This is a genomic window from Streptomyces sp. NPDC023527 (assembly GCF_055560115.1).
In genome coordinates, this window is the sequence record NZ_JBVHJJ010000009.1 from 276,052 (window position 1) to 290,573 (window position 14,522).

A 14,522-nucleotide genomic window follows, 5' to 3' on the forward strand; every position below is an offset into this window, starting at 1 on the left:
GGCGAGAGCGAGGGCGCGACCGATGAGGGTCCTGTTGCTCGGCGCCAACGGCTACCTCGGCCGCTATGTGGCCGACCGGCTGCTCGCCGACCCCGCCGTCCAGCTCACCGCGCTGGGCCGCGGTGACGACGCGGATGTCCGCTTCGACCTCGCCACCGGCAGCCCCGGCGCGCTGACCCGCTTCCTCAACGCCGTCCACCCCGGCGTGGTGATCAACTGCGCGGGCGCCACCCGTGGCGGCGCCCGCGACCTGACCCGGCACAACACCGTCGCGGTCGCCACCGTCTGCGAGTCCCTGCGCCGCAGCGGCTGCGGCGCCCGCCTGGTCCAGCTGGGCTGCTCCTCCGAGTACGGCCCCTCGCAGCCCGGCTCCTCCACCGCCGAGGACGCCGTGCCGCGCCCCGGAGGCCCGTACGGCGTCAGCAAGCTCGCCGCCACCGAGCTGGTGCTCGGCTCCGGCCTGGACGCCATCGTGCTGCGCGTCTTCTCGCCCGTGGGGCCCGGCACCCCGGCCGGCTCCCCCCTCGGCCGGCTCGCCGACGCCATGCGGCGCGCCATGCAGAGCGGCGACAACGAACTGAAGCTCAGCGGCCTCGGTGTCCAGCGCGACTTCGTCGATGTGCGCGACGTCGCCCGCGCCGTCCACGCCGCTTCCCTGTCCGCCGCCCAGGGCGCCGTCAACATCGGCACCGGCCGAGCGGTCCGCCTCAGGGACGCCGCCTCCCTGCTGGCCCGCGTCGCCGGCTTCGGCGGCGCCCTCCACGAACTGGACGACCCGCACCTGGGCACCCCGCCCACCTACCCCTACCCCGACGGCTGCGGCAGCTGGCAGCAGGCCGACGTCCGCACCGCCCGCGACCGGCTCGGCTGGCGCCCCCGGATCGGCCTGGAGGAGTCGCTGGCCGACATCTGGATGGAGGCGGCGTGTCGTATCTGATCCCGTCCGGCCGGCGTCGGGCGCCCGCCGACGCCCCGCTGCGCTTCGGGGTCCCCGGCGTCGCCCACCCGCTGCTCGCCCCGGGAGAGTGGGGGGAACTCCTGCGCACCGACGTGCCGGTGGACTGGGTGGTCCTCGGCAGCGGCGGCATGGCCGGGGCCGGCGAGACGACCGGCGGACCCGGCGCCCGGCCGGATCCGTACCGCCTGCCGGCCGCCGCCCGGCTGCGCCAGGCGGGTGTCCGGATCCTGGGACACCTGGACCTGCGGTTCGGGGAGCGGCCCTTCGAGGAGCTGCTCGCCGAGGCCCAGAGCTATATCAACTGGTACAAGGTGGACGGCTTCTCGCTCGACGGCTGCCCCACGGACCGGGCCGCGCTGCCCGGCACCCGCCGTACGGTCACCACGCTGCGGGCGATGCTGGAGGGCGCGTACGTCGTGCTCGTCCACGGCACCCACCCCTGTGCCGGTTACGCCGACCTCGCCGACCAGCTGGTGACCTTCTGCGGGCCCTGGTCGGCCTACCGCTGGTCGCAGGTGGCCGAGTGGACCGCCGACCACCCGCCCGAGCGCTTCTGCCACCTGGTGCACGGCGTCCCCGAGTCGCACCTGGAGGAGGCGCTGCGGATCGCCCGCTGGCAGGGCGCGGGCACCATCTACTTCACCGACCGGACGGACCGGGACGAAGCGGACCCCTGGGAGGTGATGCCCGGCTACTGGGACGAGATCGTCTCGCGCATCGGACCTGGTGTCTCGGAATGAGGCGGGGCGTGGCAGTGTTACGCGGAAGAGCGCCCCGCACCTGCGGGGATGATCCGTCCACCGACCTACGGAGACCCCGTGTCGCTGCCACCCCTGGTTGAGCCGGCTGCCGAGCTCACCGTCGACGAGGTTCGCAGGTACTCCCGCCACCTGATCATCCCGGATGTGGGGATGGACGGGCAGAAGCGGCTGAAGAACGCCAAGGTGCTCTGTGTGGGCGCGGGCGGCCTGGGATCACCCGCTCTGATGTACCTGGCGGCGGCCGGCGTGGGCACGCTGGGCATCGTGGAGTTCGACGAGGTCGACGAGTCCAACCTCCAGCGCCAGATCATCCACAGCCAGGCCGACATCGGCCGGTCCAAGGCGGAGTCCGCCCGCGACTCGGTGCTGGGCATCAATCCTTATGTGAACGTCGTCCTCCACCAGGAGCGCCTGGAGTCGGAGAACGTCAAGGAGATCTTCTCCCAGTACGACCTGATCGTGGACGGCACGGACAACTTCGCCACCCGCTATCTCGTCAACGACGCCTGCGTGCTGCTGAACAAGCCGTATGTGTGGGGCTCGATCTACCGCTTCGACGGCCAGGCGTCGGTCTTCTGGTCCGAGCACGGCCCCTGCTACCGCTGCCTCTACCCCGAGCCCCCGCCGCCGGGCATGGTGCCCTCCTGCGCCGAGGGCGGCGTGCTGGGCGTGCTCTGCGCCTCCATCGGCTCGATCCAGGTCAACGAGGCGATCAAGCTGCTGGCCGGGATCGGCGAGCCGCTGGTCGGCCGGCTGATGATCTACGACGCCCTGGAGATGACGTACCGGCAGGTCAAGGTCCGCAAGGACCCCGACTGCGCGGTCTGCGGCGAGAACCCCACGGTCACCGAGCTGATCGACTACGAGGCGTTCTGCGGCGTGGTGTCCGAGGAGGCCCAGGAGGCGGCGGCCGGGGCCACGATCACTCCCAAGCAGCTCAAGGAGTGGATCGACGACGGTGAGACGATCGACATCATCGACGTCCGGGAGCCGAACGAGTACGAGATCGTCTCCATCCCCGGCGCCCGGCTGATCCCCAAGAACGAGTTCCTGATGGGCAACGCCCTCCAGGACCTGCCGCAGGACAAGAAGATCGTCCTGCATTGCAAGACGGGTGTCCGCTCCGCGGAGGTCCTCGCGGTCCTGAAGGCCGCGGGCTTCTCCGACGCCGTCCACGTCGGCGGCGGTGTGATCGGCTGGGTCCACCAGATCGAGCCGCAGAAGCCGGTGTACTAGGCCGAAAGGCCGCCGTTCAGGGCCGTCGTTCGAGGCCGCGACGCAAGCCCGTGGTGCGACGGGAAGGGGCTCCTCCGCCGGATGGCGGACGGGCCCCTTCCGTTCTTTCCCGGGCGGGCCGCTCACGAGCAGGTCGTGCCCTCCGCCGGGACCTTGCCGTCCAGCAGATAGCCGTTGACGGCACCCACCATGCACGCGTTGCCGCTGTTGTACGCGCCGTGGCCCTCGCCCTTGTACGTCACCTCGACGCCGACGCCCTTGCCGAGCTGCCGCGCCATCTGCCGCGCGCCCGCGTACGGGGTGGCCGGGTCGCCGGTGTTGCCGACGACGACGATCGGCGCGGCGCCCGGGGCGCTCACGTCCGGGCTCTTCCAATGGCCCTTGACCGGCCAGTCGGTGCAGCCGAGGAGGGCCCAGGCGGCGGACTCCCCGAAGACCGGTGACGCCGCGCGGAACTCCGGCAGGCGCCGCTTGACGTCGTCCACGGTGTAGCGCTGCTCGGCGTCGGCGCAGGAGATCGCCCTGTTGGCCGCCTGGAGGTTGCTGTAAGTGCCATTGGGATTGCGGCCGTTGAGGGCGTCGAAGAGGGCCAGCAGGATGTCGCCGGTGCCGGGGCCCATGGCCTCCTTGAGGCCCTTCGTCAGGAACTTCCAGGTTTCCTTGGAGTAGAGCGCGGACGCGATGCCGTTCACCGCCTCGTCCTGGGTGAGCTTGCGGCCCTCGGTGGCCGTGGGCAGCGGCTTGCTGTCCAGCCTCTTCAGCAGGCCGGTGATCTGCTCCTTGGTGGGGCAGCCGGTGGCGGCGCAGTCCTTGAGGTAGTTGTCGAGCGCCAGCTGGAAGCCCTTGGTCTGGCCGAGGCTGCCCTGGAGGGGATCCTGTGTGGGGTCCACGACGGCGTCGAGGACGGCCCGCCCGACGTTGCCGGGGAACAAATGGGCGTAGACGCCGCCCAGTTCGGTGCCGTAGGAAATGCCGAAGTAGTTCAGCTTCGGGTCGCCGAGGGCCGCCCGCAGCCGGTCCATGTCGCGCGCCGCGCTGATGGTGTCGACGTGCGGGAGGACCCGGGCGGAGTTCTTGCGGCAGGCGTCCACATACGCCTTGTTCGCCGCCAGGGCCGTGCGCACCTCGGCGTCGTCGTCGGGCGTGGCGTCGGTCTGCGCGGCGGCGTCCAGCTCCTTGTCGCCCTGGCACCGCACGCCCGCGCTCTCGCCGACCCCGCGCGGATCGAAGCTCACGAGGTCGTACCGCTCCCGCAGCTTGTCGTACGTGCCGGCCAGGCCCGGCAGGGCCGAGACGCCCGAGCCGCCCGGCCCGCCGAAGTTGAAGACCAGCGAACCGAGGCGGCGGGAGCCGTTCTTCGCCTTCGACCGGATCAGGGCCAGCTCGATCTTCTCGCCGTCGGGCTTGGCGTAGTCCAGCGGCACGGGCAGCTTGGCGCACTCCCACGCCTTGCCGGGCGCCTTGCCGTCGCCGCCCTGCGCCGGGGTGGGCGCCCGGCACGCCGCCCAGCGCGGCCGTACGTCCGGGCCGCGGCCGTCACTGGTCGAGCCGCTGCCCGAGGTGTCCGGCCGGCCGTCCCCGCCGCAACCGCCGGCGGTGAGGGCGACCGCCACAGCGGCGGCGGTGAGGGCGATGGCCCGAGGGCGTCGTGGACTCATTCCACCGACTCTACGGACGTGGAGCGGACCTCGCCTCAGCGGCGCGGAGCGCTCAGCGGGCGCGTAGGGGCGCGCAGCCTATTCTCTTGCCCACCGCGTCGACGAACGCGGGGAAGGACCTGCGCGGGTCGTCCAGCCGGCTGTGGGTGCGCCCGGGGCCGGTGCGCATCGCGAAGACCGTGGGGCGGCCGTCGCAGTCGGCCCGTACGAGAGCTCCGGTGGCGTCGATACGGCCATGGGCGCGCCATCCGGGCGCGGGCGGGCGGTCGCCCGTGAGGCCCTCGAAGAGCGCCACGAGCCGCGGCCTGCCGATCATCGCGAACCGGGCCGCCGGCCGGCCTTCGTCGGAGACCGCGCAGGTCTGGAAGTCGTCGCCGACGCCGCCCACCGTGTCGGTGAGGCGCTCGCCGGCCGCGTCCTCGCCGAGCCCGGGGATCGCGCACCGGCCGCTCCGCGCGCCCGGCTTCGCCGCCGAGCCCGGCCCGGACGACCGGCCGGACGGGTCGGGGCGCAACCGCAGGGGCGGCTCCGAGGAGCAACGCGTGGCCTTCGCGGCCCGGTTGGCCATCCCCACCAGCAGCTCGCCGGTCCGCGTGGCGGAGGAGCGGTCGGGGAAGCCCGGGTGGCTGCCGCGGCCGCTGGTGTCCGTGAACGAACTGGTGATCGTCACGACCGACGGGCGGCCGCCCACATCACAGCTCTTCGGCAGCACCAGGGCCCCGGACCCGGCGGCCGTGAACCCGGGCAGCCGGCCCGGGAGCGCGCTGTCACCGCCCACGAACAGCCCGCCCAGCCACGCCAGCCGCCCGGCGGTATCGCTCGGGCCCGTGCCGAGGCGGACCTCCACCCGCTGCTCGTACGCCCCGGCGCCCCGCCCGCCGCGCCAGCTCAGCGTGCAATGGCCGCGCGGGCGCGCGCGGGTGGGCACGCTCTCGTCCGACATGCGGCCGTGGTCGCCGCGCTGGAACGGGCCCGCGCCCTCCGGCCAGGCGCCCCAGCAGTACGTGCGGCGGGCGAGCGGCGTGGACTGCGTCTGCCAGAGCGCGACCAGGGCGGCCACCAGCGCCGCGATGGCCAGGGCCCCGGTGAGGACGCGCACCCTGCGGTCGGCGTGCCCGGCGGTCTGTGGTGGGTCGTACGACACCTTGTTCCCCCCCGGCCGTCCGTCACGGAACTGCTGTGCGGGCGATCGTAGTGCGAGCCACTGACATTCGATGCATATGGATCGCGCCACCGGTGTTATGTGCTATGTGTGCTATGAGCAGATCTTGCCCGGTTGAGGCACCGTACCGCCCAGCAAGTACGCGTCCACCACCTCTTTCACGCACGCGTTGCCGCTGTCGTAGGCCCCATGCCCCTGTCCCCGGTAGGTGACCTCCACTCCGACGCCCGCGCCCAGCTCCCGCGCCATCCTGCGCGCCCCCTCGTAAGGGGTAGCCGGGTCACCGGTGTTGCCGATGACGACGATCGGCGCGGAGCCCTTGGCGCTGACGTCCGGGTCCCGCCACTGGCCCTTGACCGGCCAGCCGGTGCACTGGGCGAGGCTCCAGGCCATGAAGTCCCCGAACACGGGCGACGCCGCCCGGAATCCGGCCACCTGTCCCTCGATCCCGTCCACCGTGTAGCGCGGCGCGGAGTCCGCACAGGTGATGGCGTTGAGGGACGACTGCAAGGTGCTGTAATGCCCGTTCGTGCCACGGCCGTTCATGGAGTCGGCGAGGGTCAGCAGGAGCCTGCCGTCGCCGTTCGCGGCGTCCTCGATGCCTTCGGTGAGGTAGTCCCAGAAGTCCTGCGAGTACAGCGCCTGGGCGATGCCGCTGGTGGCGAGCGACCGGGTCAGCATCCGGCCGCTCTCGCCGCCGGGTATCGGCTTCTTGTCGAGCCCTTTCAGCAGGTCGCCGATCTGCTGCTCCGTGGGGCAGTTGTCGGAGTTCTTCACGCAGGCGTCCATGTAGTTGCCCAGCGCGAGCTGGAAGCCCTTCGTCTGGCCGAGGGCGCTCTCCACGGGGTCGCCGGTCGGGTCCACGACGCCGTCGAAGATCGCGCGACCCACCTTGTCCGGGAACAAGTGGGCGTAGACGCCGCCCAGTTCCGTTCCGTACGAGACGCCGAAGTAGCGCAGCTTGTCGTCGCCCAGCACCTGGCGCATCAGATCCATGTCGCGGGCCGCGTTCGCCGTGCCCACATGAGGGAGGACCTTCCCCGATTTCTTCTGGCACGCGGCGGCGTACTTCCCCACCCGCTCCACCAGGGACTTCTCCTCCTCCTTGGTGTCGGGGGCGCCGTCGGCCGCGTAATAGTCGTCCAGTTCCTTGTCGCTCAGACAGGTGACGCCACTGCTGCGGCCCACCCCGCGGGGGTCGAAGCTGACCAGGTCGTAGCGGGTGCGCAGCTGTTTGTAGTCCTCGGCGAAGGCCGGCAGCGTGGTGATGCCCGACCCGCCGGGGCCGCCGAAGTTGAAGACGAGCGAGCCGATGCGGTGGGCCGGGTCGGTGGCCTTGGCGCGGATCAGCGCGATGCCGATGCTGTCGCCCTCCGGGTCGCCGTAATCCAGGGGCGCGCGCAGGGTCGTGCACTCCCACTCGCTGCCGGGCGCTCTCCCCGACGAGCCGCTCTCGCTGTCGCTCGGCGCCGGGCACGGCTTCCAGGCCAGCCGCTGGCGCTCCGGGGCGTCACCGGTCGAACGGCCGTCGGCGTCCCCCGCGCACCCGGCGGCGGTGAGGGTCAGCAGCGTGGCGGACAGCAGGCCCCCGGCCCGTACGGATATGGACACGGCGGCACTCCCGGAGTCGACGGTGAAAGGACCGCAAATGGGACCGATTGCCATCTTCCGGGGCGGGAGGTGGGGGTGCGCGCGGGGTGGGGCGTACGGGTTAGGGGCCGCCCCTCCCCGCTTCGCTCACAGTGGTACGAACGTGACCTCGGTCGCCTTGATGCCGACCCAGACGTGGGTGCCCTCCGCCAGGGCCAGGTCCGCCGCTGCCGCCGGGGTGATCTCCGCCGTGACGTCCGGTTCGCCGGTCACCAGGACGCGTAGGCGGCCTCCCTGGGCGGTGATCTCGCGGATGGTGCCCGGCCATACGTTGCGGGGGCTGCCTGTGGGGCGGGTGATGTGCAGGGAGACTGCCTCCGGGCCGACCACGGCGAGGCCGGAGGTGGCATGTTCAGGGATGGGGTCCGCCGTCATCAGACTCGACCCGCCGTCCAGGAGGAGGGTTCCTTCCGCGGTGGACTTGCCCGGCCAGGCGTTGCGGCCCAGCATCCGGGCCACCCACGGGGAGCGGGGGTGGCGGGTCAGCTCGGCCGGTGACGCGTACTGCACCGTACGGCCGTCCTCCAGCACGAGGACCCGGTCGGCGAGCGAGACGGCCTCCACGGGGTCATGGGTGACGATCAGGCAGACGCCGGGGAAGTCCGCGAGGTGGGTGCGCAGGGTGTGCCGGACGTGTGCGCGCGTCGACTGGTCCAGGGCGGCCAGGGGCTCGTCCAGGAGCAGGAGGCGGGGGCGGGAGGCCAGGGCCCGGGCGAGGGCCACGCGCTGGGCCTGGCCGCCGCTGAGGCTGTGCGGACGGCGGTGGGCGAGGTCGCCCACGCCGAGCCTGTCCAGCCAGTGCCGGGCGTCGCGGTGCGCTTCCGCCTTGGGCACGCCTCGGGCTCTCAACCCGTACGCGGTATTGGCCAGGGTCGTGAGGTGCGGGAAGAGGGCACCGTCCTGGGGGACCCAGGCGATGCGGCGGCGGTGCGGGGGAGTGGCGGAGACGTCCTCGCCGCCGAGGGTCAGCGGGCGGGAGGTCGCCCGGTCCGTGAGCCCCAGGAGAGCGCGGAGGAGGGTGGTCTTGCCCGCGCCGTTCGGGCCCACTACGGCGATGGTGGTGCGTTCGGGTGCGTCGATGTCCGCCGTTGTCGCGCCGGTGACCGTGGTGCGCAACGGGTGTCGCGGGGCGGGTGCGGAGTCGAGGTCGGGGGCGGGGTGGGGAGGGCCCTCCGGGGCCGCGTGATGGACGGCCTCCGCCCTGCGGTCGGGACGCTGCGGGCCGGAACGGCCTGCCGGTCCCCGGTTCAGCCAGTGGCCCCGCAGGGCCAGGAGGACCGCCGCCGCGATCGCCAGGAGGAGGAGGGAGACCGCCGTCGCTCCTTCCGGGTCGTCCTGGAGGAGCAGGTAGACCTGGAGGGGGAGGGTTTGGGTGGTGCCCGGGAGGTTGCCCGCGAAGGTGATCGTCGCGCCGAATTCGCCCAGGGCCCGGGCCCAGCTGAGGGCGGCGCCCGCGAGCAGGCCCGGGGCGACCATGGGGAGGGTGATCGTGCGGAACACCCGGAGGGGGGCCGCTCCCAGGGAGGTCGCCGTCTCCTCGTAACGGGGGTGCAGGCCCGCCAGGGCGCCTTCGAGGCTGATCACCAGGAACGGCATGGCCACAAAGGCCGACGCGACGACCGCCCCGGCCGTCGAGAAGGGCAGCGTGGTGCCGAACCACGACTCCAGGTACGGGCCCAGGATGCCGCGGCGGCCATAACCCTGGAGGAGCGCCACGCCCGCGACGGTCGGGGGCAGGACCATCGGCAGCATCACCAGGCAGCGCACGAGCGCCTTGCCGGGGAAGGTGGTGCGCGCCAGGAGCCAGGCCAGGGGCACGCCGAGGACGAGGGAGAGCGCGAGCGCCCAGGCCGAGACCAGGAGGGAGAGGCCGAGTGCCTCGGTGACGGCGGGTGAGCCCAGGCGGGAGGGGAGCGTGCTCCAGGGGGTGCGGGCGAGGATGCCGACGAGGGGGAGGGCGAGGAACGCGATCGCCAGGGCGGCGGGTATCGCCAGCGCCAGGGGCGTGCGCCCCCGGCGCCTGCCCGGGCTCACGGCTGCTGGAAGCCGGCCGCGCGCAGCAGCTTCTGCGCCTCGTCCGAGCCGAGCCACCTCACGAAGTCCGCGGCTTCCTTGGTGTGCTTCGAGCCCTTGAGGGCGGCGGCCGGGTAGGAGGCGACGGCGTTCTGCGCGTCGGGGACGGTGACCGTGGAGATCTTGCTCTTGGCGGACGCGGCGTCGGTCACGTAGACGATGCCGGCGTCGGCCTCGCCGAGCGAGACCTTGCTGAGGACGGCGCGGACGTTCGGCTCCTGGGAGACCGGCTCGACCGCGACGTGCTGCTGGTCCAGCACCTTCTTGCTGTAGCGGCCCACCGGCACTTCGGGCGCGGCCAGGACGACCTTGAGGTCGCTCCTGGAGAGGTCGGACAGGCCCTTGACGCCCTTGGGGTTGTCCTTGGCCGTGGCGATGGTGAGGCGGTTCTTCGCGATGACCGCGGGGCTGTCCGTGTCGGCCTTCAGGGCGTCCATGGTCTTCGTGTCGGCGGTGACCAGCGCGTCGGCGGGCGCGCCCTGACGGACCTGCGCGGCGAGCTCCTGCGACCCGGCGAAGGAGAACTTCACCGTCGTGCCCGGATGCGCCCTCTCGTACGCGGCCCCGGCCTGCTTGAAGACATCCGTCAGGGAGGCGGCGGCGAGCACGGTGAGGGTGGTCGAGGACTTGGCGTCACTCTTGCCGTCCCCGCCCTCGCAGCCGGCGAGCAGCGGCGCGAGGAGGGCGGCGGCCAGGAGGGCGGCGCGGCGTACGGGCGTGCGGTGCATCGGTTTCTCCAGCTGCCGGGGTCAAGCGCGGTCGATGTGCACGTTGGTGGCCTTCACCCGGGCCACGGCCTCCATGCCGACGGCGAGGCCCAGCTCCTCCACGGCTTCCCTGGTGAGCAGCGAGACGAGCCGGTGGGGCCCGGCCTGGATCTCCACCTGGGCGGCGACGTCGCCGAGCTTCACGGCGGTGATGATGCCGGGGAAGGCGTTGCGCGCGGTGGTGTACGCGGTGTCGTCGCCGGTCGCCTCGGCGGCGAGCGAGACGGAGAACGCGGCGAGGTCGCCCCCGTCGATCAGCCGCTTACCGGCCTCGTCCCGCCGCGTGGGAACGCGCCCGGCGTCGGCCCACCGGCGCACGGTGTCGGGGCTGACGCCGAGCAGACGTGCGGCGCGGCCGATGGAGTAGGACTGCATGAGCAGCACGGTATGGCCATGCGGCCCGCAGATGCAAGGTTGGGGGGCCTGTTGCCATGGCAGATGCGGCTGTGTGTCTTCAAACGCCGGCCAAGGCTTGATCGGTCGACCGGTACGCCTTGAGGTCTGCCCAACTGGCGGAAGGTCGCGGGACGCGCAGGGGTGTTGTGGGGCCGAGGCAGCCCCACAACACCCCGGAGCGGCACGCGACCGTCTACGCCCACCGGGGCACGGCCCGACGCGGGGTGGGTGCGACCACGTCGCGCGGACGGAGGGACGGCCCCCGGCCCCGTACAAGCTGCCGCCCGGCCAGGCCCCCCGTCCCGCAGGCGCGGAACCGTGCGCACCCCCGGTCGCAGGGGCAGCAGCCTGCCTAAATCGCTCCCTTGCGGGTCAGGTGGGTGAAGGAGAGCCAGCCCGGCAGCACCGGCAGCCACAGTGTCATCAAGCGGAACAGCAGCACGGCCGGCGCCGCCTGTTCCGCCGGGAGGCCGGCGAAGGTCAGGGCGCCGGTGAGGGCGAACTCCACCGCGCCCACGCCGCCCGGCGTCGGGGCCGCGGAGCCCAGCGCGTTGGCGGTCAGGTAGACCACCGCGATGCTCGCGTAGCTGAGCTCGCCGCCGAAGGCGCGGATCGCGGCGTCGAGGCACATGACGTTCGCGGCCGTCAGGAGCAGCATCCCGCCGATGCCGGCGCAGAGCTTCTGCGGGCGCTGGAGGACGTCCAGCATGCGCGGTACGACGCCGGCGAACAGCGACCGGACCCGGGTGGAGACGAACTTCCGCAGGACCGGGATCGCGGCGACGACGAGGACCAGGACCGCCGCCGTCAGCAGGCCGCCGATCACCGTGCGGGAGGGGCCGATGGAGGAGCTGCGTTCCGTGCCGGTGACGTAGCCGAAGGACAGCAGCAGCAGGATGTGGCAGGCCAGGCCGAAGAGCTGGGACGCGCCGACGCTCGCGACCGCCAGGCCCGGCCGGACGCCGGCGCGTTGCAGGAAGCGCGTGTTCAGGGCGACGCCGCCGACCGCCGCGGGCGCGACCAGCTTCACGAAGGAGCCCGCGACCTGGGCCAGGACGGTCCGGCCGAAGGTCACCTTCTCGGGCACGAAGCCGAGCAGGCTCAGCGCGGCGGCGACGTAGGTCAGGGCCTGGAAGGCCACCGCGACCGCGACCCACACCCAGTTGGCCTTGTCGACGAGGTCGCCGAACTGGAAGTGGGTGAGCTGGGAGAGCAGGAAGTACGCGGCGAACGCGCCGGCCACGAAGGTGATCAGCGTGCGCGGCTTGATGCGCTCCAGGCGCACCGGCTCTATCGGAGCCTGCGGGCGGATCAGCAGCACCTGTTGGCGGATCTGCGAGAGGAGGTCCTCCTCGCGGGCCTCCTCCAGGGCCTCGTCGATCGCCTTCTTCTCGGCCTGCCGCTCGGCCTTGAGGGACTTGCGGTCCTCCGTGGGCGCCTCGGCGCCCTCCTCGGCGACCTGGGCGTCCTTGGCCTCCTTCGCCGCGCGCGCCGCCTCCAGCACGGTCTCCCGCTCGCGCTGGGCCCGCTCGCGGGCCAGCTGGCGGAGGGTGGCGCGGCTGACGCGGGTGAGGGCCAGCGGCTGGAGCAGCGGCAGGCTGTCCGCGACCGCGTCCGGGCCGAGGACCTCCACGCCCGTGGCCACGGCCCGCTCGGCGCCGACCCGCAGGCCCAGGGTGACGAGCAGCTGGGCCACGTCCATGCGCAGCACCAGGTCACCGGCGGCGATCTCGCCGCCGCGCAGGTCGGTCAGGACGACATTGCCGGAACGATCCACCAGGAGCGTGTCGCCGTCGAGTCTGCGGTGCGCGATGCGGCGTGACTGGAGCGCCTGCACCTGCCGCCAGGCGCCGGCCAGCAGCTCGTCGGTGAGTTCCTCGGTGGGAACGGTGTCCAGGGTGCGGCCGCCGATGTGCTCGTAGACGAGCATGACGGCGTCGGGGCCCAGCTCCGAGGTGGCGATGAGCTTGGGGGCGTTGGCGCCGGCGGCGATGGCCGCGTAGGCGAGCAGCGCCTCCTGTTCGAGGGCCTGGCGCAGGGACTGCAGACTGCGGCGCTGGGTGATGCCGCGCAGCGCCAGCCGCTGCCAGAGGCGGTAGAAGAAGCCCTGCGCCTGCTGTTCGCGGTCGACGACCGTGACGTCGAGGGGCGGGCCGTCCTCCAGGGTGACGATGTAGCGGCGGCCGCGGTCGAGAGGGAGGGAATGCTCGGTGCCCACGGCTTCGGCGCTGTCCTCGGCGCGCAGCGCGGTGACCGGCTTGAAGCCGACCCGGCGCAGCCCGGACAGGAGGTGCCGGCCGGTGGGCCGTACGTTCGGGGAGCCGACGGCGTAGAGCGTGCCGTAGGCGACGGTCCAGCCGATCAGCACCGTGGTGACGATCGAGAACGGCGTGGTGTAGCCGTTGACCAGCACCGCGAAGGCGTCCAGCAGCAGGACGGCCCACATCGCGACCCGCCACCGCGGGCGGCGGGACATCCCGACGGCCGTCATATAGGCGATCACGGGGGCCAGATAGCCGTGTACGGGGTCGGTGAGGCCGCCGGTGGGCGCGGGCTGGGTGAGCGCCTCCCGGATCGACTCGGGGGCCGTCTCGGCCACCCACAGGTCCGTGGCGAGGGAGACGCCGTGCGCGAGGACGGCGGCGAGGACGCCGTCGGCGATGCGCAGCCCGTCGCGTTTGATCAGCCGCTCGATGGCGAAGGCCACCGGCACGATGAAGATGGCGATGTTGGCGGCGAGCCCGGCGAAGTTCGCCAGCAGCTGCGGCGCCCGGCCGGTGCTGTCGCCGATGTCCTTCTCCAGGCCCTGGGTGGTGCCGTGGGCGAAGGCCGCGAGGGCGAGGACGAGGGCGATGCCGACGATGCCGAGGAAGAGCCGTACGAGGTCGGCGGGGCGGTGGACGCGGGCCGGCAGCAGCGGCTCGTCGCCGGAGACCTTGTCGATGTGCGGCCCGTCCTTCCCGCACGGGTAACCCTCGTCGGGCTCGCCGGACGGGTCGGCCGCCCGCTCGCGGTCCGGGTCCGACCCGGTCGCGGGGGAGGACTCAGCGGACTCGGACAGCGCTCCGGGAGCGCCGGCCTCTTCCCGAGGCGCCGCGCCCTGCTGCCTGTCCGTCTTCTCTTCTTGGTCTCGTATCACCAGTCACCGCCCGGAAGATGGTGGCATGGCCCCGCCGGGCGAGGGGGCATCAGGGTGCATTTCGGGGGCGCGGACTCCGGATCGTACGCGCTGTAGTGCGGATACGCACTCTGGGTGATCTTGTGAAGTCGGCGAGGGCGCCCGTGGACCGGGCGCTGTCCGCGCTGTGCGGCAGTATGGGCCGGATGAGCGAGGACGTACGGACGGGCGCGGGGGCCGCCGAAGAGCTGCCCGAGTACGCGGAGCGGGTTCTGGCGGTCGCCGAGCTGATCCCGCCCGGCCGGGTGATGACCTACGGGGACGTCGCCGAGTGGCTGGGCGAGGGAGGGCCCCGGCAGGTGGGCCGCGTCATGGCCCTCTACGGCGGCGCGGTGCCGTGGTGGCGGGTGGTCCGCTCGGACGGCGTGCTGCTGCCCGGCAGCGAGCTGCGCGCCCTCGCCCACTACCGCGACGAGGGCACCCCGCTCCGCGAGGCCGCCCGCTCTGCCGAGGGCCACGTCCCCCGCCTCGCCATGGCCCGCGCCCGCTGGGACGGCGCCCCTGTGGAAGGGGCCGCCGGCAGCGGTACGGATGTGACTCCTCACACCTGAAAGGATCCGTCGTCCGGGGGACCCCCGACCACATGGCGACCGCTCCCCCCTAGGGCTGAACGGGACGGGAGAGACCGCTGACGGCGTGCGTCGGTCCGCGGGACGCCCTGCGCCCCGCGTGCCGCCTGGCGT

11 protein-coding genes are annotated in these 14,522 nt (G+C 73.0%); 4 read left to right on the forward strand and 7 right to left on the reverse strand.

Features of this window, described 5'->3' with window-relative positions; genetic code table 11:
- The first annotated feature begins 22 nt into the window (after positions 1-22).
- From ACZ303_RS19905 to moeZ, 3 genes are all read left to right on the forward strand, one after another.
- Entirely contained in the window at positions 23-937 is a 915-nt protein-coding gene (locus ACZ303_RS19905; protein ID WP_467340663.1) for an NAD-dependent epimerase/dehydratase family protein, read from the forward strand.
- Positions 925-1,698 (forward strand): spherulation-specific family 4 protein, encoded by a 774-nt coding sequence (locus ACZ303_RS19910; RefSeq protein WP_467340665.1) that lies wholly within the window; start codon positions 925-927, stop codon positions 1,696-1,698. Before ACZ303_RS19905 ends, ACZ303_RS19910 begins: the two co-directional genes overlap by 13 nt.
- 78 nt (positions 1,699-1,776) lie before the next feature.
- Positions 1,777-2,955 carry an adenylyltransferase/sulfurtransferase MoeZ gene (gene moeZ / locus ACZ303_RS19915; protein ID WP_467340667.1) on the forward strand — a complete coding sequence of 393 codons (1,179 nt, stop codon included), beginning with the start codon at positions 1,777-1,779 and terminating at the stop codon, positions 2,953-2,955.
- 122 nt (positions 2,956-3,077) lie between these two features.
- On the opposite strand, the gene ACZ303_RS19920 is transcribed toward moeZ, so the two are convergent.
- The 7 genes from ACZ303_RS19920 to ACZ303_RS19950 form a co-directional block, all read right to left on the reverse strand.
- Complete coding sequence (locus tag ACZ303_RS19920) at positions 3,078-4,613, reverse strand: alpha/beta hydrolase (RefSeq protein WP_467340669.1); 1,536 nt, start codon at positions 4,611-4,613, stop codon at positions 3,078-3,080.
- 52 nt (positions 4,614-4,665) lie between these two features.
- A complete protein-coding gene (locus ACZ303_RS19925; protein ID WP_467340671.1) occupies positions 4,666-5,757 on the reverse strand; it encodes a hypothetical protein in 1,092 nt (363 codons plus the stop codon).
- A gap of 111 nt (positions 5,758-5,868) precedes the next feature.
- Entirely contained in the window at positions 5,869-7,386 is a 1,518-nt protein-coding gene (locus tag ACZ303_RS19930; protein ID WP_467340673.1) for an alpha/beta hydrolase, read from the reverse strand.
- Positions 7,387-7,512: 126 nt separating this feature from the next.
- On the reverse strand, positions 7,513-9,459 hold the full coding sequence (locus tag ACZ303_RS19935) for an ABC transporter permease (RefSeq protein WP_467340675.1): 1,947 nt from the start codon (positions 9,457-9,459) through the stop codon (positions 7,513-7,515).
- Positions 9,456-10,226, reverse strand: a complete 771-nt coding sequence (gene modA / locus ACZ303_RS19940; protein ID WP_467340677.1) for a molybdate ABC transporter substrate-binding protein — start codon at positions 10,224-10,226, stop codon at positions 9,456-9,458. Before modA ends, ACZ303_RS19935 begins: the two co-directional genes overlap by 4 nt.
- A gap of 21 nt (positions 10,227-10,247) precedes the next feature.
- A complete protein-coding gene (locus ACZ303_RS19945; protein ID WP_467340679.1) occupies positions 10,248-10,640 on the reverse strand; it encodes a TOBE domain-containing protein in 393 nt (130 codons plus the stop codon).
- 373 nt (positions 10,641-11,013) lie between these two features.
- Positions 11,014-13,800, reverse strand: coding sequence for a lysylphosphatidylglycerol synthase transmembrane domain-containing protein (locus tag ACZ303_RS19950; RefSeq protein WP_467340681.1), 2,787 nt, complete (start codon positions 13,798-13,800; stop codon positions 11,014-11,016).
- 122 nt (positions 13,801-13,922) lie between these two features.
- Here ACZ303_RS19950 and ACZ303_RS19955 point away from each other — a divergent pair, with 122 nt between their 5' ends.
- Positions 13,923-14,390: an MGMT family protein gene (locus tag ACZ303_RS19955; RefSeq protein ID WP_467340683.1), complete on the forward strand. Its 468-nt coding sequence runs from the start codon at positions 13,923-13,925 to the stop codon at positions 14,388-14,390.
- Positions 14,391-14,522: the final 132 nt, after the last annotated feature.

Bases quoted from the DNA above. Each gene is read 5' to 3' on its own strand.
- ACZ303_RS19905 (WP_467340663.1), top strand. From the start codon at position 23: ATGAGGGTCCTGTTGCTCGGCGCCAACGGCTACCTCGGCCGCTATGTG.
- ACZ303_RS19920 (WP_467340669.1), bottom strand. From the start codon at position 4,613: ATGAGTCCACGACGCCCTCGGGCCATCGCCCTCACCGCCGCCGCTGTG.
- modA (WP_467340677.1), bottom strand. From the start codon at position 10,226: ATGCACCGCACGCCCGTACGCCGCGCCGCCCTCCTGGCCGCCGCCCTC.
- ACZ303_RS19945 (WP_467340679.1), bottom strand. From the start codon at position 10,640: ATGCAGTCCTACTCCATCGGCCGCGCCGCACGTCTGCTCGGCGTCAGC.